18 protein-coding genes are annotated in these 24,145 nt (G+C 71.6%); 17 read left to right on the forward strand and 1 reads right to left on the reverse strand.

Features of this window, described 5'->3' with window-relative positions:
- Positions 1-137: 137 nt before the first annotated feature.
- The 15 genes from ACIBN2_RS01330 (at position 138) to ACIBN2_RS01400 (ending at position 19,564) form a co-directional block, all read left to right on the forward strand.
- Positions 138-1,607 (forward strand): aldehyde dehydrogenase family protein, encoded by a 1,470-nt coding sequence (locus ACIBN2_RS01330; protein ID WP_399132011.1) that lies wholly within the window; start codon positions 138-140, stop codon positions 1,605-1,607.
- A gap of 20 nt (positions 1,608-1,627) precedes the next feature.
- Positions 1,628-2,716, forward strand: a complete 1,089-nt coding sequence (locus ACIBN2_RS01335) for a glycine betaine/L-proline ABC transporter ATP-binding protein (RefSeq protein WP_399132012.1) — start codon at positions 1,628-1,630, stop codon at positions 2,714-2,716.
- Positions 2,716-4,722 carry an ABC transporter permease gene (locus ACIBN2_RS01340; RefSeq protein ID WP_399132013.1) on the forward strand — a complete coding sequence of 669 codons (2,007 nt, stop codon included), beginning with the start codon at positions 2,716-2,718 and terminating at the stop codon, positions 4,720-4,722. The genes ACIBN2_RS01335 and ACIBN2_RS01340 overlap by 1 nt, the downstream gene beginning before the upstream one ends.
- A gap of 13 nt (positions 4,723-4,735) precedes the next feature.
- Positions 4,736-5,698, forward strand: coding sequence for an ABC transporter substrate-binding protein (locus ACIBN2_RS01345; RefSeq protein WP_399132014.1), 963 nt, complete (start codon positions 4,736-4,738; stop codon positions 5,696-5,698).
- A gap of 214 nt (positions 5,699-5,912) precedes the next feature.
- Complete coding sequence (locus ACIBN2_RS01350) at positions 5,913-8,351, forward strand: FAD-dependent oxidoreductase (protein ID WP_399132015.1); 2,439 nt, start codon at positions 5,913-5,915, stop codon at positions 8,349-8,351.
- A gap of 36 nt (positions 8,352-8,387) precedes the next feature.
- Entirely contained in the window at positions 8,388-9,248 is an 861-nt protein-coding gene (locus ACIBN2_RS01355) for a bifunctional methylenetetrahydrofolate dehydrogenase/methenyltetrahydrofolate cyclohydrolase (RefSeq protein WP_399132016.1), read from the forward strand.
- Entirely contained in the window at positions 9,245-10,540 is a 1,296-nt protein-coding gene (gene glyA, locus ACIBN2_RS01360) for a serine hydroxymethyltransferase (RefSeq protein ID WP_399132017.1), read from the forward strand. The genes ACIBN2_RS01355 and glyA overlap by 4 nt, the downstream gene beginning before the upstream one ends.
- Complete coding sequence (locus ACIBN2_RS01365) at positions 10,537-11,769, forward strand: sarcosine oxidase subunit beta family protein (protein WP_399132018.1); 1,233 nt, start codon at positions 10,537-10,539, stop codon at positions 11,767-11,769. The genes glyA and ACIBN2_RS01365 overlap by 4 nt, the downstream gene beginning before the upstream one ends.
- 11 nt (positions 11,770-11,780) lie before the next feature.
- Complete coding sequence (locus ACIBN2_RS01370) at positions 11,781-14,957, forward strand: sarcosine oxidase subunit delta family protein (RefSeq protein ID WP_399132019.1); 3,177 nt, start codon at positions 11,781-11,783, stop codon at positions 14,955-14,957.
- Positions 14,950-15,555 (forward strand): sarcosine oxidase subunit gamma, encoded by a 606-nt coding sequence (locus ACIBN2_RS01375; RefSeq protein WP_399132020.1) that lies wholly within the window; start codon positions 14,950-14,952, stop codon positions 15,553-15,555. Before ACIBN2_RS01370 ends, ACIBN2_RS01375 begins: the two co-directional genes overlap by 8 nt.
- Positions 15,556-15,681: 126 nt before the next feature.
- Positions 15,682-15,870: a hypothetical protein gene (locus tag ACIBN2_RS01380; protein WP_399132022.1), complete on the forward strand. Its 189-nt coding sequence runs from the start codon at positions 15,682-15,684 to the stop codon at positions 15,868-15,870.
- A gap of 22 nt (positions 15,871-15,892) precedes the next feature.
- Positions 15,893-16,579, forward strand: coding sequence for a hypothetical protein (locus ACIBN2_RS01385; RefSeq protein WP_399132023.1), 687 nt, complete (start codon positions 15,893-15,895; stop codon positions 16,577-16,579).
- Positions 16,576-17,562 carry a DUF6895 family protein gene (locus ACIBN2_RS01390; protein ID WP_399132024.1) on the forward strand — a complete coding sequence of 329 codons (987 nt, stop codon included), beginning with the start codon at positions 16,576-16,578 and terminating at the stop codon, positions 17,560-17,562. The genes ACIBN2_RS01385 and ACIBN2_RS01390 overlap by 4 nt, the downstream gene beginning before the upstream one ends.
- Complete coding sequence (locus tag ACIBN2_RS01395) at positions 17,559-18,479, forward strand: DUF6895 family protein (RefSeq protein WP_399132025.1); 921 nt, start codon at positions 17,559-17,561, stop codon at positions 18,477-18,479. The genes ACIBN2_RS01390 and ACIBN2_RS01395 overlap by 4 nt, the downstream gene beginning before the upstream one ends.
- Positions 18,476-19,564 carry a serine hydrolase domain-containing protein gene (locus tag ACIBN2_RS01400; protein ID WP_399132026.1) on the forward strand — a complete coding sequence of 363 codons (1,089 nt, stop codon included), beginning with the start codon at positions 18,476-18,478 and terminating at the stop codon, positions 19,562-19,564. The genes ACIBN2_RS01395 and ACIBN2_RS01400 overlap by 4 nt, the downstream gene beginning before the upstream one ends.
- 67 nt (positions 19,565-19,631) lie before the next feature.
- On the opposite strand, the gene ACIBN2_RS01405 is transcribed toward ACIBN2_RS01400, so the two are convergent.
- Entirely contained in the window at positions 19,632-21,002 is a 1,371-nt protein-coding gene (locus tag ACIBN2_RS01405) for an alpha-lytic protease prodomain-containing protein (protein WP_399132028.1), read from the reverse strand.
- A gap of 199 nt (positions 21,003-21,201) precedes the next feature.
- On the opposite strand from ACIBN2_RS01405, the gene ACIBN2_RS01410 reads away from it, so the two are divergent.
- Both ACIBN2_RS01410 and ACIBN2_RS01415 read left to right on the forward strand, forming a co-directional pair.
- Entirely contained in the window at positions 21,202-23,376 is a 2,175-nt protein-coding gene (locus ACIBN2_RS01410; protein WP_399132029.1) for an alpha-galactosidase, read from the forward strand.
- 114 nt (positions 23,377-23,490) lie between these two features.
- Positions 23,491-24,132 carry a DUF6629 family protein gene (locus ACIBN2_RS01415; protein ID WP_399132030.1) on the forward strand — a complete coding sequence of 214 codons (642 nt, stop codon included), beginning with the start codon at positions 23,491-23,493 and terminating at the stop codon, positions 24,130-24,132.
- The last annotated feature ends 13 nt before the right edge of the window (positions 24,133-24,145 follow it).

The following is a 24,145-nucleotide window of genomic DNA, read 5'->3' on the forward strand; positions in this document are numbered from 1 at the left end:
GTGGCCGGGTAATGGGCGCCATGGCGAAATCGTCATCCGCCAACTACTTGACGGAGCTCTGAGCTTTCGCCACTGTGTTCCACCACAAGCAATTGGATGCACGATGCGCAACGCATTCCGGCTGAAGGGCTTGGCGCGTGGCAGATCTGTACGTGAACGGACAATGGCGGGAGCCGGTGGCCGGAGGCCATCGCGACATCCGCTGCCCCGCCGACGGCGCACTCGTTTCGACCGTAGCGGAAGCAACGCGTCCTGACACCGAGGCGGCGATCGCCGCCGCCCGGCGGGCCTTCGACGAGGGGCCCTGGCCCCGCACCCCCGAGCGTGAGCGCGGCGCACTGCTGCTGCGCACCGCCGACATCCTCGAGCGCGACACCAAGGAGTTCGCCCGCGCCGAGTCGCTGGACACCGGCAAGCGGCTGGTGGAGAGCGAGTACGACATCGCCGACGTCGTCTCCTGCTTCCGCCACTACGGCGGGATCGCCGGCACCGACGCCGGCCGCGTGATCGACACCGGCCGCGACGACGCCGTAAGCCGCGTCGTGTACGAGCCGGTCGGCGTGTGCGGACTGATCACCCCCTGGAACTACCCGCTGCTGCAGGCCAGTTGGAAGGTCGCCCCGGCGCTGCTGGCCGGCAACACGATCGTCCTGAAGCCCAGCGAGCTGACCCCCTCCACCTCCGTCCTGCTGATGAAGGCACTGGAGGAGGCCGGACTGCCGGCCGGCGCCGCCAACCTCGTCCTGGGCGCCGGCCCCGAGGTGGGCGCCCCGCTCTCCGAGCACCCGGACGTCGACCTGGTCTCCTTCACCGGCGGCCTGGAGACCGGCAAGCGGATCATGGCCACCGCGGCTGCGACGGTGAAGAAGGTGGCGCTGGAGCTCGGCGGCAAGAACCCCAACGTCGTCTTCGCCGACGCCGACTTCGAGGCCGCCGTGGACTTCGCCCTCACGGCCGTCTTCCTGCACTCCGGGCAGGTCTGCTCGGCCGGCGCCCGGCTGATCGTCGAGGACACGCTGCACGACCGCTTCGTCGACGAGGTCGTCCGCCGCGCCCGGCTGATCCGCCTCGGCGGCCCCTTCGACCCCGACGCCGAGACCGGGGCACTGATCTCCGCGCAGCATCTGGAGAAGGTCGAGGCGTACGTCGCGGCCGGCCTCGCCGAGGGCGCGGTACTGCGCTGCGGCGGCACAAGGCCCGACGACCCGGCCCTGGCGAACGGCCACTACTACCCGCCGACCGTGCTCGACGCGTGCACCCAGGACATGCGGGTGGTGCACGAGGAGTCCTTCGGGCCCGTGCTGACCGTCGAGCGCTTCACCGACGAGGACGATGCCGTGCGCATCGCCAACGACACCGAGTACGGGCTGGCCGGCGCCGTCTGGACGCAGGACGCCGGCAAGGCCCAGCGGGTCGCCCGCAGGCTGCGCCACGGCACCGTGTGGATCAACGACTACCACCCCTATGTGCCGCAGGCCGAATGGGGTGGCTTCGGGCATTCGGGCGTCGGCCGGGAACTGGGCGCGAGCGGCCTGGACGAATACCGAGAGCCCAAGCACATCTGGCAGAACATCCAACCCCGGCCGCAGCGCTGGTTTAGCGGCTGAACGCCGAAAAGAGGTCGATCGTGACCCCAACACAGACCGAGGTGGCGCAGCGACGCGGCACGCCCGAGGAGTCGGACGGGACTCCGGTCATATCCGTGCGCAGGCTGTGGAAGGTGTTCGGGCCGAAGGCCGACCGGGTGCCGGAATCGGAGGAGCTGTGCGGGCTGACCCGCCGCGAGCTCATGGACCGCACGGGCTGCACCGCCGCCGTACGCGACGTGAACTTCGACGTCTCGCCCGGTGAGGTCTTCGTCGTCATGGGCCTGTCCGGGTCCGGCAAGTCCACGCTGGTGCGATGTCTGACCCGGCTGATCGAACCCACCGCGGGCGAGATCGTCTTCGAGGGCCAGGACATCCGGCAGGCCGACGACAAGCGGCTGCGCGAACTGCGCCGCAGCAAGTTCTCCATGGTCTTCCAGCACTTCGGGCTGCTGCCGCACCGCCGGGTCGTCGACAACGTCGCCTTCGGCCTGGAGATCCGCGGCATGAGCAGGTCCGAGCGGACCAGGCGGGCCCAGGAGGTCGTGGAACTGGTCGGCCTCGCCGGCTACGAGAACTCCTACCCCGACCAGCTCTCCGGCGGTATGCAGCAGCGCGTCGGCCTCGCCCGCGCGCTCGCCGGAGACCCGGACGTGCTCTTCTTCGACGAGCCGTTCTCCGCCCTCGACCCGCTGATCCGCCGGGACATGCAGAGCGAGGTCATCCGGCTGCACCACGAGGTCGGCAAGACGATGGTGTTCATCACCCACGACCTCTCCGAGGCGCTGAAGCTGGGCGACCGCATCCTGATCATGCGCGACGGCAAGATGGTCCAGTGCGGCACCGGCGACGAACTCGTGGGCGCCCCCGCCGACGACTACGTACGGGACTTCGTCAAGGACGTGGCGCGCGGCGACGTGCTCACCCTGCGCTGGATCATGCGCGCGCCCGAGGACGGAGACGCCCTGGACGGGCCGGAGCTGGGCCCGGACGTCGTCGTACGGGAAGCGACCCGGACCGTGCTGGCCGCCCACAAGCCGGTCAAGGTCGTCGAGAACGGCAAGCTGCTCGGCATCGTCGGCGACGAGGAGATCCTCGCTGTGGTCGCCGGGCAGGAAGGCGGCGCGTGATGACCGTCGCCATCGAGAAACCCGAGACCTCCGGGCCGGTCGAACCCAAGGCGCCCGCCAAGGAGCCGCGCCAGGTCAGCCGGACCATGGTGGTCGCCGGGATCCTGGTGTCGTGGCTGGTGCTGTTCGCCGTGCTGCGCGGCAAGCAGACCCTGTCGCTGGCGACGGCGGACCTCACCGATCTGCACCGGTGGTTCAACGACGTCAACGACTCCGTCGGAGCCAACCGCAACTCCAACCCGCTCTTCCTGTACTTCTTCAACGAGATCCGGCTGGTCATCGACAACCTGGTGACCTTCGTGCAGCACCTGATCTCGCAGCCCCCGCCCGGCCGCCCCCTCCCGCAGATCGGCTGGCTCGGCGTGGTCGGCATCGCCGGCTACGTCTCCTGGGCCGTGGGCAACTGGCGCGTGGCGCTGCTCGCCGTGTGCGGCTTCACCTTCTTCGGGCTGCAGGGCCTGTGGCAGGAGAGCATGGACACCCTGGCCCTGACCGTCTCGGCGGTGCTGGTGGCGCTGCTGTTCGCGATCCCGCTGGGCGTGTGGGCGGGGCTGTCCGACCGGTTCAACCGGATCGTGACGCCCTTCCTGGACTTCATGCAGACGATGCCGACCTTCGTCTACCTGGCCCCGCTGACGCTGATCTTCCTCATCGGCCCGGCCTCTGCGACGATCGCCACCGTCATCTACGCCGCGCCGCCCGCGATCCGCATCACCGCGCACGCCATCCGCTCCGTACCGGAGACCACGGCCGAGGCGGCCGACTCCCTCGGCGCCACCCGGCGGCAGTCGCTCACGAAGGTGCTGCTGCCGATGTCCAAGCGGACCGTGGTGATGGGCGTCAACCAGTCGATCATGGCCGCCCTGGCCATGGTCACCATCGCGGCCCTGATCGACGCGCCCGGCCTCGGCAAGACCGTCGTGCAGGCGCTGCAGTCCCTCGACGTCGGCACGGCCTTCAACGCGGGCCTCGCGATCGTCGTGATGGCGATCGTCCTGGACCGGGTGACGACCGCGGCCAGCACCCGCGAGGAGAACGCCCGCGGGTCCAAGAACCGCTTCCTGAAGTGGCGCAAGCCGCTGCTCGGCGCCGGCGCGGTGGTCACCGCGGTGCTGGTCTACCTGTCCCACACCTATCTGTGGGCGGCGGACTTCCCCGGCGACGGCACCGTCGGCAGCCACATCGCCAGCGCGGCCGACTCGGTGACGACCTGGGCGCAGGACAACCTCTCGGGGCTGACCAACGCGATCCGCGACGTGATCACCAACGTGCTGCTCAACCCGTTCCAGAGCCTGCTCACCGACTCGCCCTGGTGGCTCGTCGGCATGGTGCTCGTGGCGCTGGCCGTGGTGCTCGGCGGCTGGAAGGCGGGCATCACCACGGCCGTGTGCGTGGGCCTGCTGGTCGGCACCGGCGTGTGGTCGGACGCCATGACCACGACCGCGTCCACGCTCGTGGCGACGGTCCTGGTGATGCTGCTCGGCATCGTCTTCGGCGTCTGGATGGGGCGCAGCATGCTCGTCGACAGGCTGGTGCGGCCCACCCTGGACGCGGCGCAGGTCATGCCGCCGTTCGTCTATCTCGTGCCGTTCCTGGCGCTGTTCGGCGCGACCCGCTTCACGGCGATCGTCGCGGCCGTCGTCTACGCGGCACCGGTCGCCATAAAGATCATCGCGGACGGGGTGCGGGCCGTGCCCGAGACCACCGTCGAGGCGGCCACCTCCGCCGGGTGCAGCACCCGGCAGATCATCACCAAGGTCCAGCTGCCGATGTCACGCAGCGCCCTGACTCTCGCGACCAACCAGGGCCTGATCTACGTGCTGTCGATGGTTGTTGTGGGCGGCCTGGTGGGCGCGGGCGCCCTCGGCTACGACGTCGTGGCCGGCTTCTCGCAGGGAGAGCTGTACGGCAAGGGGTTGGCGGCAGGGCTCGCCATCGTACTGCTCGGAGTCATGTTCGACCGGATCACTCAGGCTGCGGCGCGACGCACCGGCGCAGGCGCATAAGGAGCAGGACACCATGGCAAGAACCTGGCGAGCCGGCGCGGCCGGCCTGGCCGTCCTCGGCCTCACCCTCACCGCGTGCGGCGGTGCGAAGGTCGGCGACAGCTCCTCGGGCTCGGGCGGCAGCTCGGGCAAGTGCGGCACCTTCAACCTGGCCGTCAACCCGTGGGTGGGCTACGAGGCGGACGCGGCGGTCGTCGCGTACGTCGCCCAGCACAACCTCGGCTGCACGGTCAGCAAGAAGGACCTCAAGGAGGAGATCGCCTGGCAGGGCTTCGGCACCGGCGAGGTCGACACCGTCCTGGAGAACTGGGGCCACGACGACCTGAAGAAGAAGTACATCACCGGCCAGAAGACGGCCGTCGAGGCCGGCTCGACCGGCAACAAGGGCATCATCGGCTGGTACGTGCCGCCGTGGCTGGCCAAGGCCCACCCCGACATCCTCGACTACAAGAACCTCAACAAGTACGCGGCCAAGTTCAAGACCTCGGAGTCGGGCGGCAAGGGCCAGCTCCTGGACGGCGACCCGTCGTACGTCACCAACGACGCGGCCCTGGTGAAGAACCTGAAGCTCAACTTCAAGGTGGTGTACGCGGGGAGCGAGACCGCGCTCATCCAGGCCTACCGCAAGGCCGAGAAGGACAAGCAGTGGGTGATCGGCTACTTCTACGAGCCGCAGTGGTTCATGTCGGAGGTGCCGCTGAAGAAGGTCAGTCTGCCCCCGTACAAGACGGGCTGCGACGCGGACGCGGCCAAGATCGCCTGTGACTATCCCGTCTACGACCTCGACAAGATCGTCAGTGCCAAGTTCGCCAAGTCCGGCTCTCCCGCCTACGACCTGGTGAAGAAGTTCAACTGGACCAACGACGACCAGAACACCGTGGCCAAGTACATCGCGGTGGACAAGATGACGCCCGACGCGGCGGCGAAGAAATGGGTCGAGGCCAACAAGGACAAGGTGGACGCCTGGCTCAAGTGAGCCCCGTCTGACAACAGTTGTCCCATGCCCGGCGGGCGGTGTGCACAGGTGTGCACCGCCCGCCGGGCATTGCCGTGTTCCGGGCCGTTCCGGGCCGTTTTCCGACGTCACGGACCCCTTGACACCCCTCTTCGCGGAAGGCACATTGAGTTGCGCAACCTGAATCGCGTTGCGCACAAAGCAACTAGCTGGTTTTGATTTCGGAGGTGCGGCGATGGCGGGACCCCGAGTGGTGATCATCGGAGCGGGCGTCGTGGGAGCGGCCCTCGCGGACGAGATCTCCGCGCGAGGCTGGACCGAAGTGACCGTGGTCGACCAGGGCCCGCTGCCCGCCACGGGAGGCTCCAGCTCGCACGCACCGGGCCTGGTCTTCCAGACCAACTCCTCCAAGACCATGACCGAGCTGGCCCGCTACACCGTCGAGAAGTTCTGCTCCCTCGACGTCGACGGCAAGCCCTGCTTCCTGCAGGTCGGCGGCCTCGAGGTGGCGACCAGTCCCGAGCGCCTGGCGGAGATCCGGCGCCGCCACGGCTGGATCACGGCCTGGGGCATCGAGGCACGCCTGCTGACCCCCGACGAGTGCGTCGAGCAGCACCCGCTGGTCAACCGCGACCGCGTCCTCGGCGGCCTCCTCGTGCCCACCGACGGCCTCGCCAAGGCGGTCCTCGCGGTCGAGGCGCAGATCCGCCGGGCCACCGAGCGCGGGGTGCGCTTCCTCCCCCGCCACGAGGTCCTCGACATCCGCCAGGACGACGGCCGCGTCACCGGCGTCGTCACCGACCAAGGCGAGCTCGACGCCGACATCGTCGTGTGCTGCGCCGGCATCTGGGGCCCGAAGATCGCCCGCATGGTCGGCATGAACCTCCCGCTGACCCCCCTCGGCCACCAGCTCGCCTGGACCGGCCCCGTCCCGGCGCTCGCGGGCCAGACCGAGGAGGCCGTCCGCCCGATCCTGCGCCACCAGGACGCCGACCTGTACTACCGCGACCGCTTCGACGGCTTCGGCATCGGCTACTACGGCCACCGCCCGATGCCCACCACCGCCGACGAGATCCTCTCCTTCGACGAGGCGGACGAGATGCCCTCGGTGCTGAAGTTCACCGAGGAGGACTTCGCGCCCGCCTGGGCCGAGACCCAGTCCCTGCTTCCCGCGACGCAGGAGGCGAAGATCGAGGAGGGCATCAACGGCCTGTTCTCCTTCACCACCGACAACTTCCCGCTGCTCGGCGAGTCCCCGGACGTCAAGGGCTTCTGGGTCGCCGAGGCCGTCTGGGTCACCCACTCCGCGGGCGTCGGCAGGGCCGTCGCCGAATGGCTGGTCGACGGCTACTGCTCCTCCTTCGACCTGCACGAGTGCGACGTCAACCGCTTCGAGCCGCACCAGCTCGCCCCGGAGTACGTCCTGGCCCGCGACTGCCAGAACTTCGTCGAGGTCTACGACATCCTGCACCCGCTGCAGCCGTCGGGCGACCCGCGCCCGATCCGCACCAGCCCCTTCCACCCGCGTCAGCAGGAGCACGGCGCCGTCTTCCTGGAGGCGAACGGCTGGGAGCGTCCGCAGTGGTACGAGGCCAACGCACACCTGGTGGAAGGCCGTTCGATCCCGACCCCCAACGACTGGGCGGCGCAGTACTGGTCGCCCATCGTCGGCGCCGAGGCACAGGTCACCCGCGAGACGGTCGCGATGTACGACATGACCGCCCTCAAGCGCCTGGAGGTCAGCGGACCCGGCGCCGCCGGCTTCCTGGAGGGCCTGGTCAGCGGCAAGGTCGCCAAGTCGGTCGGCTCGGTGACGTACACCCTGCTGCTCGACCACGACGGCGGCATCCGCAGCGACATCACCGTCGCCCGCCTGTCCCGCGACGTCTTCCAGGTCGGCGCCAACGGCAACCTCGACCTGGACTGGTTCACCCGCCACCTCCCGGCCGACGGCACGGTCCAGGTCCGCGACATCACCCCCGGCACCTGCTGCATCGGCCTGTGGGGCCCGCTGGCCCGCAAGGTCCTGCAGCCGCTGACGGACGAGGACTTCTCGGGCGACGGCCTGAAGTACTTCCGCGCCAAACGCGCCTACATCGGCAGCGTCCCGGTGACGGCGATGCGTCTGTCCTACGTCGGCGAACTCGGCTGGGAGCTCTACACCACCGCCGACCAGGGCCTGAAGCTGTGGGACACCCTGTGGCAGGCGGCGAAGCCGCTGGGCGGCATCATCGCCGGGCGCGGCGCCTTCAACAGCCTCCGCCTGGAGAAGGGTTACCGCTCCTTCGGCGCCGACATGACCTACGAGCACGACCCCTACGAGGCGGGCGTCGGCTTCGCCGTCAAGCTCGACAAGGGGGACTTCACCGGCAAGGAAGCACTGGAGCGCCGCAAGGCCGACGTACGGCGGAAGCTGACCTGTCTCACCATCGACGACCCGCGGTCGGTCGTGATGGGCAAGGAGCCGGTGTACGACGGCGAGTGCGCGGTCGGCTACGTCACCAGCGCGGCGTACGGCTACACGATCGGCAAGGGGATCGCTTACGCGTGGCTGCCGGCGGAGCTTGCGGCGCCCGGAACCACGCTGCACATCGGCTACTTCGATCGGCGGATCGAGGCGGTCGTGGCGGAGGAGCCGTTGTTCGACCCGAGCATGTCCCGTCTCCGCGGCTGACCCACCGCGTCGAATCCGAGGGAAGGAACACCATCGGTGACCGCACAACTGCTCGACGGCAAGGCGACCGCCGCCGACGTCCGACGTGAACTCGCCGAGCGGGTGGCCAAGTTGGAGGCCACCACCGGCCGTGTGCCGGGGCTCGGCACGGTGCTGGTCGGCGACGACCCCGGCAGCCGCGCCTACGTCGGCGGCAAGCACCGGGACTGCGCGCAGGTGGGCATCGCGTCCATCCGCCGGGATCTGCCCGCCGACGCCTCGCAGAGCCAGGTCGAGGACGTCATCGACGAACTCAACGCCGACCCGGCGTGCACCGGCTACATCGTCCAGCTGCCGCTCCCGCGCCACCTGGACGCCAACGCCGTACTGGAACGGATGGACCCGGCCAAGGACGCCGACGGCCTGCACCCCGTCAACCTCGGCCGGCTCGTCCTCGGCGTCGACGCGCCGCTGCCGTGCACCCCGCGCGGCATCGTCGAACTGCTGCGCCGCTACGACGTGCCCCTCGCGGGCGCCCGCGTGAGCGTCATCGGACGCGGTATCACCGTCGGACGTCCCATCGGCCTGCTGCTGACCCGCCGGTCGGAGAACGCCACCGTGACGCTCTGCCACACCGGGACCAAGGGCCTTGCCTGGCACGTGCGCGAGGCGGACATCGTCATCGCGGCCGCCGGCTCGCCCGGACTGATCACCAAGGACATGCTGCGCCCCGGCGCGGCCGTCCTGGACGTCGGCATCACCCGCACCGAGCAGGGGCTGGTCGGCGACGTGCACCCGGAGGCCGCCTCGGTCGCCGGATGGCTCGCGCCGATGCCCGGGGGAGTGGGCCCCATGACCCGCGCCATGCTGCTCGCCAATGTCGTCGAGGCCGCCGAGAGGAACGCGAACCCCGTATGAACGCGCTGAACACCCCGCTGGCCCAGCTGGACCCGGAGGTCCACGACGCCCTTCGCGCCGAACTGCACCGCCAGCAGTCGACCCTCGAGATGATCGCCTCCGAGAACTTCGCGCCCACCGCCGTGATGGAGGCGCAGGGCTCGGTCGCCACCAACAAGTACGCCGAGGGCTACCCCGGCCGCCGCTACTACGGCGGCTGCGAACACGTCGACGTCACCGAGCGGTTGGCGATCGAGCGCGTGAAGTCCCTGTTCGGGGCGGGCTTCGCCAACGTGCAGCCGCACTCGGGCGCACAGGCCAACACGGCAGTGTTCTTCGCCCTGTTGCAGCCCGGCGACACCGTCCTCGGCCTGGACCTCGCGCACGGCGGCCACCTCACCCACGGCATGCGCATCAACTACAGCGGCAAGATGCTCAACGTCGTGCCGTACCACGTCTCCGAGTCGGACAACCTGGTCGACATCGGCGAGGTGGAGCACCTCGCCAAGGAGCACCGCCCCAAGATGATCATCGCGGGCTGGTCTGCGTACCCGAGGCAGCTGGACTTCGCGGCCTTCCGCCGCATCGCCGACGAGGTCGGCGCCCTCCTCATGGTCGACATGGCGCACTTCGCGGGCCTGGTCGCGGCCGGACTGCACCCCAACCCCGTCCCGCACGCCCACGTCACCACCACGACCACGCACAAGACGCTCGGCGGCCCGCGCGGCGGCGTGATCCTCACCAACGAGGCCGACCTCGCCAAGAAGATCAACTCGGCGGTGTTCCCCGGCATGCAGGGCGGCCCGCTGGAACACGTGATCGCCGCTAAGGCGGTCTCCTTCAAGGTCGCCGCGTCGCAGGAGTTCGCCGAACGCCAGGCCCGGACGCTGGCCGGCGCCCGCATCCTCGCCGAGCGCCTCACCCGGCCGGACGCGGCGGCCGCGGGCGTGAAGGTGCTGACCGGCGGCACGGACGTCCACCTCGTCCTCGTGGACCTGCGCGAGTCGGAACTGGACGGCCGCCAGGCGGAAGACCTCCTCCACGAGATCGGCATCACCGTCAACCGCAACGCCGTGCCCTTCGACCCGCGCCCGCCCATGGTCACCTCGGGCCTGCGCATCGGTACCCCGGCGCTGGCCACCCGCGGCTTCACCGAGGAGGACTTCGCGGAGGTCGCCGACGTGATCGCGCTGGCACTCCAACCGGCCCCCGACACCGCGGCGTTGCGTGCCCGCACGCAGGCCCTGGCCGCCAGACACCCGCTCTACCCGCACCTGTCACAGGCAGCAACAGAAGCCGGAGACACCCCATGAGCCCCCGCACCCCCGGCGCCGAGCTCCCCGAACACCCCGACTTCCTCTGGCGCACACCCGAGCCGAAGCGCTCGTACGACGTCGTGATCGTGGGTGGCGGCGGCCATGGCCTGGCCACCGCCCACTACCTCGCGAAGAACCACGGCATCACCAATGTCGCGGTGCTGGAGAAGGGCTGGCTGGCGGGCGGCAACATGGCCCGCAACACCACGATCATCCGGTCCAACTACCTCTGGGACGAGAGCGCCGGCATCTACGAGCACGCCCTCAAGCTCTGGGAGGGCCTGGCGGACGACCTCGACTACCCGATCCTCTTCTCCCAGCGCGGTGTGCTGAACCTGGCCCACAGCCTTCAGGACGTCCGCGACAGCGTGCGCCGCGTGGAGGCCAACAGGCTCAACGGCGTGGACGCGGAGTACCTGGACGCCGAGCAGGTCAAGGAAGTCTGCCCGATCGTCAACATCAGCCAGGACGTGCGCTATCCGGTCCTCGGCGCCACCTACCAGCCGCGGGCGGGCATCGCCAAGCACGACCATGTGGCCTGGGGCCTGGCCCGCTCCGCCGACGCGGCCGGCATCGACATCATCCAGAACTGCGAGGTCACCGGCCTGGACGTGGTCGGCAACCGCGTGGTCGCTGTCCAGACCGACCTGGGCCCGATCGCGGCGGGAAAGGTGGCCCTGTGCTCGGCGGGCCACACCTCGGTCCTCGCCGCCATGGCGGGCATCGAACTCCCCGTCCAGAGCCACCCGTTGCAGGCCCTGGTCTCCGAACTCCTGGAGCCCGTGCACCCCACGGTGGTCATGTCCAACGCGGTCCATGTGTACGTCAGCCAGGCCCACAAGGGCGAGCTGGTGATGGGCGCGGGCATCGACGCGTACAACTCCTACACCCAGCGCGGCGCCTTCCACATCATCGAGGACCAGATGTCCGCGGCCCTGGAGCTCTTCCCGGTCTTCGCCCGCGCCCACGTCCTGCGCACCTGGGGCGGCATCGTCGACGTCAGCCCCGACGCCTCACCCATCGTCGGCCTCAGCCCGGTCGACAACCTCTACCTCAACTGCGGCTGGGGCACGGGCGGTTTCAAGGCCACCCCGGGCGTCGGCTGGGTCTACGCCCACACCATCGCCCACGACACCCCCCACCCCCTCAACGCCCCCTTCTCGCTCGACCGTTTCACCACCGGCGCGCTCGTCGACGAGCACGGCGCTGCCGCGGTGGCCCACTAGGGAGCCGATCCATGCTGCTGATCCCCTGCCCGTGGTGCGGGCCCCGCGACGAGGCCGAGTTCCACTACGGCGGCCAGGCCCACGTCCCGTATCCCGAGGACCCGTCGGCCCTCACCGACGAGGAGTGGGCCCGCTACCTCTTCTTCCGCGACAACCCGAAGGGCCCCTTCGCCGAACGCTGGAACCACACCTCGGGCTGCCGCCGCTGGTTCAACGCGGTGCGTGACACGTCGACGAACGAGGTCCTGACGGTGTACCGGGTGGGGGAGGCGAGGCCGGAGACGGTACCGAATGAGCCGGGGCCGGCGCTTTCAGCCCGTCTGGGGGCACCCCCTCTGGGGGAGTTTGAGGACGAGGCCCCTTCAGGGCCGGTCGGGGGTCTGGGGGCGAAGCCCCCGGTACGGCGCCAAGGGCGCACCTTGACCTTCACCTTCGACGGCTCCGAATACCAGGGCCGCGAGGGCGACACCCTCGCCTCCGCCCTCCTGGCCAACGGAGTCATCGCGACAGCGACCAGCATCAAACTCGGCCGCCCCCGAGGCATCTTCTCCGCCGGCGTCGAAGAACCCAACGCCGTGATCCAGATCGAGGAACCCTTCCCCGAGCCGATGCTCCCCGCCACGACGGTCGAGCTCTACGACGGACTCGTCGCGACCAGCCTCCCCGGCCAGGGCCGCCTCGCCACCGCCCCCGACCCGGCCCGCTACGACGCCGTGCACGACCACTGCGACGTGCTGATCGTCGGCGCGGGCCCCGCGGGCCTCGCGGCGGCGGCCGCCGCGGCACGCACCGGCGCCCGCGTCATCCTCGCCGACGACCAGCCGGAACTCGGCGGCAGCCTCCTCGGCACCGGCGAACTCCGCGACTGGGTGGGCGAGACAGCCCGGCAGCTGGAGGCGGCGACAGACGTCCGCATCCTCCGCCGCACCACCGTCTTCGGCTACTACGACGACAACCACCTCCTGGCCGTGGAGCGGCGCACCAACCACCTCGGCGCCGCCGCCCCGGCCGGCGTCTCCCGCGAACGCGTCCACCGCATCCGGGCCCGCCGCGTCGTCCTCGCCACCGGCGCCCACGAGCGCTCGCTGGCCTTCGCCGACAACGACCGCCCGGGCGTGATGCTGGCCGCCTCGGCCCGTACCTACGCCAACCGGTACGGAGTCCTCCCCGGCCGCCGCGCCGTCGTGTTCACCACCAACGACAGCGCCTACGCCGCCGCACTGGACCTCGCCGCGGCCGGCGTGGACATCCCGGCGATCGTCGACACCCGTACCGAGCCGGGGGAGTGGGCCGAACGCGCCCGCGCGGCAGGCATCGAAGTGCTCGCCGGACACGCCGTGACCGGGACGGACGGCAAGGCGCGCCTGACCTCCGTCACCGTTGCCCCGTACGGACAGACCGAAGGACAGCGGGAGTTCACCGCCGACCTCCTGCTGGTCTCCGGCGGCTGGAACCCGGTGGCACACCTGTTCAGCCAGGCGGGCGGCAAGCTCCGCCGCGACGAGGTGCTCGGCACCTTCGTGCCCGACACCTGCCGGCAGGCCGTCGAGGTCGCGGGCGGCGCGAGCGGTGTGTTCGAGCTGGCCCGGGTCCTGGCCCAGGGCGCGGCGGCCGGTGTCCGCGCGCTCGAGGCCGAGGGCTACACCGCCGAGGTGCCCGCCCTGCCGGCCGTGCCCGCACAGCCGCGGCCGACGCCGCCCATGCAGGTCTTCACCGTGCCCGGCCGCGCGGGCGCCCCGCGCTTCGTGGACCTCCAACGCGACGTCACCGTGGACGACTTGGCCCGCGCCACCGCGGCCGGCATGCGCTCGGTGGAGCACACCAAGCGCTACACCACGGCCGGCACCGCCAACGACCAGGGCAAGACCTCCGGCGTCCTGGCCGGCGGTGTGGTTGCCGAACTGCTCGGCGTGGACATCTCCGTGCTCGGCACGACCACCTTCCGGCCGCCCTACACGCCGGTCTCCTTCGCCGCGCTCGCCGGCCGCGACCGAGGCCGGCTGAGCGACCCGGTCCGTACGACGGCGCTGCACGAGTGGCATGTCGCGCACGGCGCCCTGTTCGAGAACGTCGGCCAGTGGAAGCGCCCGTGGTACTACCCGCGGGACGGCGAGGACATGGAGACGGCCGTGCTGCGCGAATGCGCCGCCGCCCGCGAGGGCGTCGCCTTCATGGACGCCTCCACGCTCGGCAAGATCGACGTGCAGGGCCCGGACGCGGCGGCCTTCCTGGACCTGCTCTACACCAACATGATGAGCACCCTGAAGACCGGCATGATCCGCTACGGCGTGATGTGCCGCCCGGACGGCATGGTCTTCGACGACGGCACCGTCATCCGCCTCGCCCAGGACCGCTTCCTGGTCACCACGACCACGGGCAACGCGGCCGCCGTACTGGACTGGATGGAGGAGTGGCTCCAGACCGAGTGGCCGGACCTGCGGGTGCACTGCACGTCCGTCACCGAACAGTGGGCCACCGTCGCCCTCGTCGGCCCGAGGTCGCGTGCGGTCCTCGGCTCCCTGGCACCGCAACTGGCCGTGGCCAACGAGGACTTCCCGTTCATGGCGTGGCGGGACACGGCCGTCGCGGGCATCGACGCCCGGGTCTGCCGGATCAGCTTCTCCGGTGAACTCGCCTACGAGATCAACGTGTCGCCGTGGGACGCCCTCGCCCTGTGGGAGGCCCTGTACGAGGCGGGCGCCGGGTACGGCATCACCCCGTACGGCACGGAGACGATGCACGTCCTGCGCGCCGAGAAGGGCTACCCGATCGTCGGCCAGGACACCGACGGCACGGTCACCCCGCAGGACCTCGGCATGAGCTGGGCGGTGTCCAAGAAGAAGCGCGACTTCATCGGCAAGCGCTCCTACGCCCGCGCCGACACCGTCCGCCCCGACCGCAAGCACCTGGTCGGCCTGCTCCCCGAGGAGCCCGGCACCTTCCTGCCCGAGGGCACCCAGCTGGTGGCCGGCAGCGTGCTGCCCGCCCCGCCCGTCCCGATGCTCGGCCACGTCACCTCCAGCTACCGCAGCGCCGCCCTCGGACGGACCTTCGCGCTCGCCCTGATCAAGGGCGGCCGGGATCGCATCGGCGAGTTGCTGTACGCCCCCGTCGGCGACCGGCTGGTCCCGGTGACCGTCACCGGCCCCGTCCTCTACGACCCCGAAGGAGCCCGCCGTGATGGCTGACACCGCTCTTTCCGCCCCGCCCCGCAGCCCCCTGGCGCGTGACGCCGGCCGTCTCGCGGCCGCGACGCGCACCGCCCGGGGCGCGATCCGGCTGGCCGAACTGCCCTTCCTGACCCAGCTGAACATCCGCCTGGACGCCAAGGGCGCGGCGGCGGACGCGGTCGGGCTCGCGCTCGGCCTGCAACTGCCCCTCGAACCCAACACGGTCATACGGGCAGGGGAGTTGACCGCACTGTGGCTCGGCCCGGACGAGTGGCTCGTGGTGGGCCCGCCCGGCAGCCAGGCGGATCTGGAGGCCCGCGTCCGGGAGGCCGCCGGGGACGAGCCCGTCTCCGTCACCGACGTCTCCGCCCAGCGCACCACGCTGCTCGTCGCGGGCCCCCGCGCCCGCGACCTGCTGGCCCACGGCTGCTCGCTCGACCTGCACCCGCGCGCCTTCGGCGCCGGGCGCTGCGCCCAGACGACGCTGGGCCGCACCCAGGTCGTGCTGGTCGCCCGGGACGAGCCGCGGGCCGGGTTCTGGGTGCTGGTCCGCTCGTCCTTCGCCGGCTACCTCGCGGACTGGCTGCTGGACGCCGCGACCGAATATCTGGCGTGACATCGCCGTGGCTGCCGCGTCGTTGAAGAAGTGACCAATGTTTCTTTTGTGGCAGTTTGCATGCTTTGTGCACTTATGGTGACCTGGATCACGAAGGCTCTTCGTACACCCAGAGGAGATGGTCGTATGCCTTCCACGGACAGGACGGTCGAGGAACTCACGGGGATCGAAAGCGTCGACATCGACGCGGCACTGGACCCCGCCGAGCCCGACGGTGTCTACCGTGACAGCCGCGAGTGCGCCGCACTCGCGCTGACCTCCGGCACCACGTCACTGCTGCTCTCCCCGCCGGCCCCCCGCCCCAAGAAGGGCTGAGCGAGCCGACAGGAGCAGCTGAATGGAGCAGTCAGGCACGTCCGCCCTCCTGCAGGGTGTGGTGCAGGACCTCTCGTCGGACGTGGTCTCCGTCCTCCGGGACGGGGGCCACGTCCAGCTGTCCGGCGGCACGGTGAACGGCCCCGAGGCCGGCCTCGCCGCCGCGGCCGTACGCGTGCTGGGCGCGGACCTGCTGTTGCCGCACGTCCTCACCCGCACCCCGCCTCTCCCGGACACGCTCGACGCGTTCCGGCTGGCCGTGGAGAACTTCCCGCCCCGCTCCGACGCGGCGCCCACCGTCGTGTGGAGCCACTGGGCGATGAGACGCACACTGCACCACTTCGGCCAGGGTGAACCGGGTGCGGAACCCGGCGCCGACTGGCTCGGCGCCGCCACCTGGCAACTGCTGACACATCAACTCGCCGTCCTGGCCCCGCTCGCGGTGCCCGGCGAGGACAGCGCGGTGACCCGCGCCGCCCGAAGCCGAACGGTGGACGTCGCCCGCGGCTTCGTGCGCGCGGTGCGCCGCCGGGACTGGCTCCAGGCCGCCGGGGCCGGCCGCTGGCTGACGCTGCTGGACGGCGTGCCGGCCACACTGGGCCTGGAGAGCGGCCTCGACTTCGTGGAGCTGATGGGCGGCAGCGACCCGCGCGTCGCGCTCCAGCTGGAGGCGGCCCGGGCGATGCGCTGGACCGGAGCGTTCGTATGACGATCGCCGTCGACGTCGGGCAGATACGGAACCTGGAGATCGCCGCGCTCGCCTGGATCTCCGCGCACCGCGGCGACTTCGCCCTCGACGACGACGCGTTCACCGCCGACGGCCAGGTCGATCTCACCTGGAAACCGCTCGGCGAACTGGCCCAGACGTGCGTGAGCGTACGCCGCCGCACCCCGCCGTCCGACCCCCTGCACGCCTGTGTCTGCGACCTGCTGGCGTTCGCCTGGCAGCAGACGGGCCGAGGGGAACTGTTCCTGCGCCTCCAGCAGTTGGAGCCCTTCGCGACGTACCCGCTGGAGGTGTACTCGGTCTTCGCCGGCGCCGGGTTCCGGCACGCCGGGTACGAGGCGGCCGCCGCCACGGTGGCCCGCACCCGCGGCTGGCGCCGCACCGAACAGGAGCCGACCCGCCGGCTCGGCCTGCTCAACGCCGAGCGGCGCAGCGGCATCCACCGCCAGGAGCGGCCCGCGCAGGCGCTGAGCCGCACCTGGCTCGGCGGGCTGCCGGAACCGTGGGCCTTCGAGCGCACCGCCGGGTACGCGCTCACCCACGTCGTCTTCCACCTCACCGACTGGGGCCGCACCGCCCAGGACGTCCCCGAAGACCTGGCCGCCTACCTCGCCGACTGGCTGCCGCCGTGGCTCGACACCTGCCTGGACGCCGGACTGTGGGACCTCGCCGGCGAACTCCTGATCGTCGCCGCGAGCCTTCCCCACCCGCCCGACACGGCCATGCTCCAGGATGCCTGGACCCGGCTAGCGCGGGCCCAACTCGACTCGGGCGCCATCCCGTTGACCGCGCCGGACACCACGGACGAGCCCGATCCGGGCTTCGTCCACTGCTACCACTCCACCCTCATGGCAGCCTTCGCCGCGGCCCTGAGCGTCGACCTCCTCACCCGCGAAACCGACGGCCCCGGGCTCCGCACCGAGGACACCCGGAACCGGTACGACGGCCAAGGAGCGCCCCGATGACCGAAACCCGTCTGCTGCACACGGTCGGCGTCCGCGCCCTTCAGTGGCTCTGGGCGCGGCGCGACGGCTTCCGGCTGGAACCCGACGTCGATCCGGAAGTGGGCTTCCTGGAGAGATTCAAGCCGATCGGCGAACTCGCCCTGATCTGCCGGGTGTTGTTCCGCGAGGGCGTGGCCGGATCGGAACAGGCCGAACTGGCCCGCCGGTTGGTGGACCACACCTGGCGCGACACCCTGGACGGCGGCCGCATGCTGGTGCGCGGCCAGCGCATCGAGCCGCTCTCACCCATCCCCTTCGAGGTGTACCTGCCTTACAAGGAACTCGGCTACAGCGAGCCCGAGGTGGAGCGCGCCGCCGCCCTCCACCACCGGCTCGAGAGCTACGCGGCCCTCGAACTCCACCCGACCCGCCGCCTCGGGCTCGCCGCGTTCCAGCGCCGCTACGGCCTCACCTCCCGCCCGCCGGAGACCGACCTCGTCGGCGCGACCTGGCTGGGCCGCACACCCGAGCCCTGGACGGTCGGCGGGCACACCGCCTACGACATCACCCATGCGGTGTTCCACCTCACCGACTGGGGAGAGCGCCCCGAGGGCCTGCCGCCGCACATCGCCGAGTACCTCGCCACCTGGCTGCCGGTCTGGATCGACGACTGGCTCGACCTCGAACGCTGGGACCTGCTCGGCGAACTCCTCGTCGTCGACGCCTGTCTGCCCCGCCCCACCCTCGACGAGCGGGCCTGGCAGGCGTTCGCGGCCGCGCAACAGCCCGACGGCGCCGTGCCCGCCGTCCGCGGCCTGCCCGAGGGCGCGCCCGAGGAGGTCTTCGACGTCGTCTACCACCCCACGCTGGTCGCCGCCTTCGCCTCCGTCCTGGCTACCTCCCGTGCCCTGACCGAGCTGGCGCACGCCCCCTCATGAGCGCCGCCACCGCGCCCTGGCCAGGGGACCCGCACGACGAGAACGACTTCCCGGCGGGCACCTCCGCGACGGCCGAGGACGACGAGGAGCTGCACCTCCGGCTGAAGCAGGCCGTGGAGACGACCGACGCGCCCGACGCCGTCTTCGCCGTCTCCCGGCACGGCCGCCGGACCGTCCACCACGGCGGCTCCGCCCCGCCCCCGCCGACCCCCCGCGAGAACCTGCGCTACGAACTCGGCTCCGCCTCCAAGACGTTCACCGGCCTGCTGCTCGCGCAACTGATCCGGTGCGGCCTGCTGACCGGCGGCGAGCGGGCCACCGCCTGCCTGGACCCGGACCGGCGCACGGAGGCGGCAGCCCCGGTGACGCTCGCGCATCTCCTGACCCACACGTCCGGACTGCCCGCCCTGCCGGCCGACTTCCACCTGCGGGCCCTGCCCGCCTGGCACACCGCGCCCTACGCCCGCTACCCGGCCGCCCGGGTGATCGACGCCTTCCTGCGTCGCGGCCCGCGGCACCGGCCCGGCACGCGGTGGCGGTACTCCAACTTCGGGGTCGCCGTCCTCGGCCACGCCCTCGCGGCGGTCACCGGCACCCCCTGGGAGAACCTGCTCACCGATCAGATCCTGCGCCCGCTCGCCCTGGACGGCACGGCGCTGCGGGCGAGCGGCCCGGACACCGACGCCGTGGGGCACGGCAAGGACGGCCGTACGCCCGTGCCCGGCTTCGACGCCGGCGGCTTCCAGGCGGCAGGTGCCCTGCGGGCCACCCCGCACGACCTGCTCACCTTCCTCGAAGCACACCTCGACCCGGCCGGCACCCCCCTGTCCGGCGCGCTGCGGTCGGTCCGCACGCCGCTGCTGCGCCGGGGCCTGGGACACCGCCACGTGCACACCATGGCGTGGTTCCGGCATCCCACGGACGTAGGGCCCATGTACTTCCATGGCGGGGCCACCCTGGGCCAGCAGGCGTTCCTGGGGTTCCGGCCCGACACCGGCACGGCCCTGGCGGCGGTCTGCACGCGCCGCTTCCGGTCCGGCGACCCCTTCGTCGCCACCGCGTACGGGCTCCTCGCCGAGGGGTAGACCCGGGGGTGGAAACGCGAACGGTGCGGGGGCCGTGGGCCTCCGCACCGTTCGCGCCGTACGACTCCTACAGCCGCTGCCACAGGGCCGGAGTGGCGTCCGGCGACCACACACCCTGCGCCTGGTGGGTCTGCAGGCACTGGTAACGCACGCCGGAGTGTGTGACCGTCTGCCCGGCCTCGTAGACGTGACCGGGGATCCAGGCGTCCGCCGCGTTGTTGTCCTGCGGGGCCTGCGCGCCGGTCTGGGCGGTCTTCAGCGTGAGGCCGAAGTCGCTCAGGACCGGGTTGACCGGCTGGAAGAAGGTGGTCCCGCCGCTCGTGCAGTCGCCCGAGCCGCCCGAGGTGGTGCCCTGGGCCTGGGCGCCGGAGACGAACGGGCCGCCGGAGTCGCCCGGTTCGGAGCACACGTCGGTCCGGGTCAGGCCGTTGACCGTGCCCTCTTCGTACTGGACCGTGGCGCCCAGCTGCCGGATGGTGCCGCAGTGCCAGCCGGAGGTGGAGCCGGAGCGGCAGACCGACGCCCCGACGAGCGCCTGCACGGAGCCGGCGACGGAAGCCCGCTTGCCGGCCTGTCCCTTGTAGTCGGGCGTGGCGGTCCAGTTGCTGTTGACGCCCACCCAGGACATGTCCTTGCCGGGGAACGCGGACGCCTTGAACGTGCCCTGGTCGGTCTTGTCGTAGCCCGCGGTCTTGTCGCCGGGCTTGCCGCAGTGGCCCGCGGAGGCGAAGCCCTGCTGGGAGCCCTTGGTGACGGAGAAGCCGATCGAGCAGCGGGCGCTGTTGTTGATGTAGTAGGCGTCGCCGCCGACGAGGTCCGCCCTCAGCTTGGGACGGTCCGCCGCGATCCGGACGGCCACGCCCCGTCCCTCCAGGCCGGCGGCCTTCACGAAGGACGTGGCCGCCGACTGCTTCGTCGCCTGCACCACGACCCGGTTCGCCGGCACGTCCACGTACCAGACCGGTGTGTCGCGCGAGCGCAGGTGACCGGCGGTCGCGTCCAGCCTCTCCTTGAGCGCCTGAAGGGTGCTCAGCGGCGTGGCGACGACAGCGGCCTTGGCGCCCTGGGCCTGAATGGCGGAGATGTCCGCCGCGTGGGTGGTGGCGACGGTGAGCTGGGAAGAGGTCGCCCCGCTCACCCAGGCACCGGCGAAGTGCCCGCCCAGCGCGTTGCGCAGGCGGCCCGCGCGGGTGCCGGCCTCGGCCTCGTTGACCAGCCGGGCCCTCGCCTGGGACCGCGTCAGACCCAGGTCGCGCTCCATCGCGCGCAGCATCTGGGCCGGCGGCCGGATGGCGCCCAGCGTCCTGGCGGCCAGGTGCGCGGGTCCCGGTGCGGGGGGCGGCGGGGCCGCGGCGGCGGACGGGACCTGGGTGAGTACGAGGGCGCCGAGCGCGGTCAGGGCTGCGCGGCGCGCGCCCACTGCATGTCTGCCGACCATGCGGTGTACCTCCTTCTGAAGAGGGGTGAGACAGTGGCGAATCCGTAGGCGGCCTTGCCGCAAAGGCCCGGAACGATGTCAAAGGCGGGGCTCTTTCGCGCTTTGGGGGACGCACGGGGTGGCATGTGCAGTACTGCGGCGGAATGTGCCGCCCGCCGTCAGCGCGCCGCCCCGGCCATCTCCCGGAAGGGGAAACCTGTTGAGCACAGCCGTCCCGGCCGAGGGCTCCCGGCTCTGGTCGCACCCGGCACTCGCCCTGCACGCCGTCGTGGACGCGGCCGGCTCGGTCGTGCTGGGCGTGCCCGGCCAGGACCGGGCCCGTCTGCTGCCGCTGGTCGAGGTCACCGCCACCGGACACGGCCGCACCTGGTCGGGGGAGCGCTTCATCGACACGGCCGTCGGCGGGCGGCTGATCTACCAAGGCCACGAGTCGGCGAACGGGCCGGGATACGAGTCGGCAGACGGGCAGGGATACGGGTCGGCGATCCGGTCGGGAAACAGGTCGGCGCAGGACGGCGCCTGGGAGCGCACGACGATCCGTCTCGCGGACCCGGAGACGGGCCTGACCGCCGAGGTCGCCCTGAACACCTGCCCGGGCACCGGCTTTCTGCGCACCCAGGTGCGCCTGGTCAACGAGGGCACGGCCCCGCTCCGCCTGGAGAGCGTCTCCACTCTCGCCATCGGCGGCATCGCCGACGCGGCGGGCGGCGTGGACGGCCTGACCGTGCACTGGGCGGACAACGACTGGCTCGCGGAGTGCCGTTGGCTCCAGGGCGCCTTCCGCGAGCACAACGTCGCGCTGAACCGCTCCGCCCACGGTCACGAAGGACGCGGCTGCTTCGAGCGGTGTTCACAGGGCAGCTGGTCGACCGGGCGGCACCTGCCGGTCGCCGCCCTCACCGCCCCCGACGGCCGCGCCTGGCTCTGGCAGATCGAGTCCAGTGCCGGCTGGCGCTACGAGACGGGAGAGCGCGAAGGCGCCGCCTACGTCGCCCTGTTCGGCCCCGGCGACGCCCACCACCAGTGGCACCGCACGCTCGCGCCCGGCGAGGAGTTCACCACCGTGCCGGCCGTCCTCGTGCACGTCCGCGGCGGCGGTCTGGACGCCGCCTTCGGTGAACTCACCGACTACCGCCGCCGGATCCGCCGCAGCCACGCCGACCACCGCACCCTCCCGGTGATCTACAACGACTACATGAACACCCTGATGGGCGACCCCACGACCGGAAAGCTGCTGCCGCTGATCGACGCGGCCGCGACGGCCGGTGCGGAGGTGTTCGTCGTCGACGCGGGCTGGTACGACGACGACGCCCAGGGCTGGTGGGACGCCGTCGGCGCTTGGGAGGCCGCCCCGAACCGCTTCCCCGGCGGCATGGGGGAAGTCCTGGACGCCATCCGCGCACGGGGCATGACGCCGGGGCTGTGGCTGGAACCCGAAGTCGTCGGCGTCCGCAGTCCGCTGGCCCGCACGCTGCCGCCCGAGGCGTTCTTCCGGCGCGGCGGCGTACGGGTCACCGAACACGGACGCCATCACCTGGACCTGCGCCATCCCGCCGCCCGCGGCCATCTGGACCGGGTCGTGGACCGCATCGTCGGCGAGTGGGGCGTGGGCTATCTGAAGCTCGACTACAACGTCAACGTCGGCCCCGGCACCGAGGCGGACGGCGAGAGCCCGGGCGCCGGGCTGCTCGGCCACCACCGCGCCCACCTCGACTGGCTGAACTCACTCCTCGACCGCCACCCCGCCCTGGTCCTGGAGAACTGCGGTTCGGGCGGGCTGCGCATGGACTACGCCCAACTCGCCGTCACCCAGCTGCAGTCCACCAGCGACCAGCAGGACCTCCGGCGCTACCCGCCGATCGCCGCCGCGGCCGCCACCGCCGTCGCCCCCGAGCAGGCCGCGGTGTGGGCCTACCCGCAGCCCGGCCACACGCCCGACGAGATCGCCTTCACCCTCACCGCGCCGCTGCTGGGCCGAGTCCATCTCTCCGGCTTCCTCGACCGCATGAACGACGGTCAGCTCGCCCTCGTACGCGCGGCGATCCGCACGTACAAGAACATCCGGCCGCACATCGCGGAGGCCCGCCCCTTCTGGCCACTCGGACTCCCGGCCTGGGAGGACACCTGGATCGCGCACGGACTACGGTCGCCGGGGGCCACGTACGTGGCGGTGTGGCGAAGGGGTCCCGGCGCTGACCATCACGTGCTGACGATCCCGCATCTGCGCGGCGCCGACGTCGCGGCGGACGTACTCCACCCGGCCGCCTCCGACAGCACGTCGGAGTGGGAGGCGGCCGAGGGAAGACTGACCGTCCGCCTGCCACGCCCCGACTCGGCCGTGCTCGTACGGCTGAGCGCCGCTCCGGCGACCTGAGCCGCGGCACCGCGGCCGAAGGGGGGCGGCGACTCCGCGATGTCACTGTGACGTGGCGCGTTGTCACCCTGTGCCATGCGTGAACGGCCCGAAACGCGGTGACATGGTTGTGTCATGTGCTGGAGCGCGACGGCTGATCTCGTGGTGGGCTCGGCGATCGCCTGTGTCGGTGTGGCCTGTGTGGCGCGGGTGCGGCGCATCGGGGATCTGCCGCTCGCCGCGCTGCCGTTGCTGCTCGGGGCGCATCAGCTGGTCGAGGGCCGGGTGTGGCAGGTCGGCGGCGGCAGCGGATGGGCCACCGTGGCCTGGGCCGTGATCGCGCTCCCGTTGCTGGCGGTGTGGGTGCCGGTGGCCGTGGTGTGCGCCGTTCCGCGGCCGGACCGGCGACGGCTGGCCGTTCCGCTGGTGGCCGGCGTGCTGACCGCCGTCCTGCTGACGTATGCCCTCGCCACCCGCCCGGTCCGGGCCGAGATCCGCGGTCACACCGTCGGCTACGCCATCGGACTGCCGTACGGCGAAGTGCTGATCGCGGGATATCTGCTGGCCACCGTCGGCGCGTTGCTGCTGTCCGGCGACGACTGGCTGCGGGGGCTCGGCCTGCTGGCCGCGGTCGGTGCGCCGGCGTGCTGGGCGCTGTGGCGGCTGGAGTTCGTCTCGACCTGGTGCGCGGTCGCGGCGGTGAGCTCGGTGACGGTGTTCGGGTGGGTGGTCCGGCGCGCGCGTGCGGACAGGCGGTGTCACGCTGAAAGGGTGTGAACGCTGCGAAAGG

Source organism: Streptomyces sp. NPDC050534 (assembly GCF_044457745.1).
GTDB lineage: Bacteria > Actinomycetota > Actinomycetes > Streptomycetales > Streptomycetaceae > Streptomyces.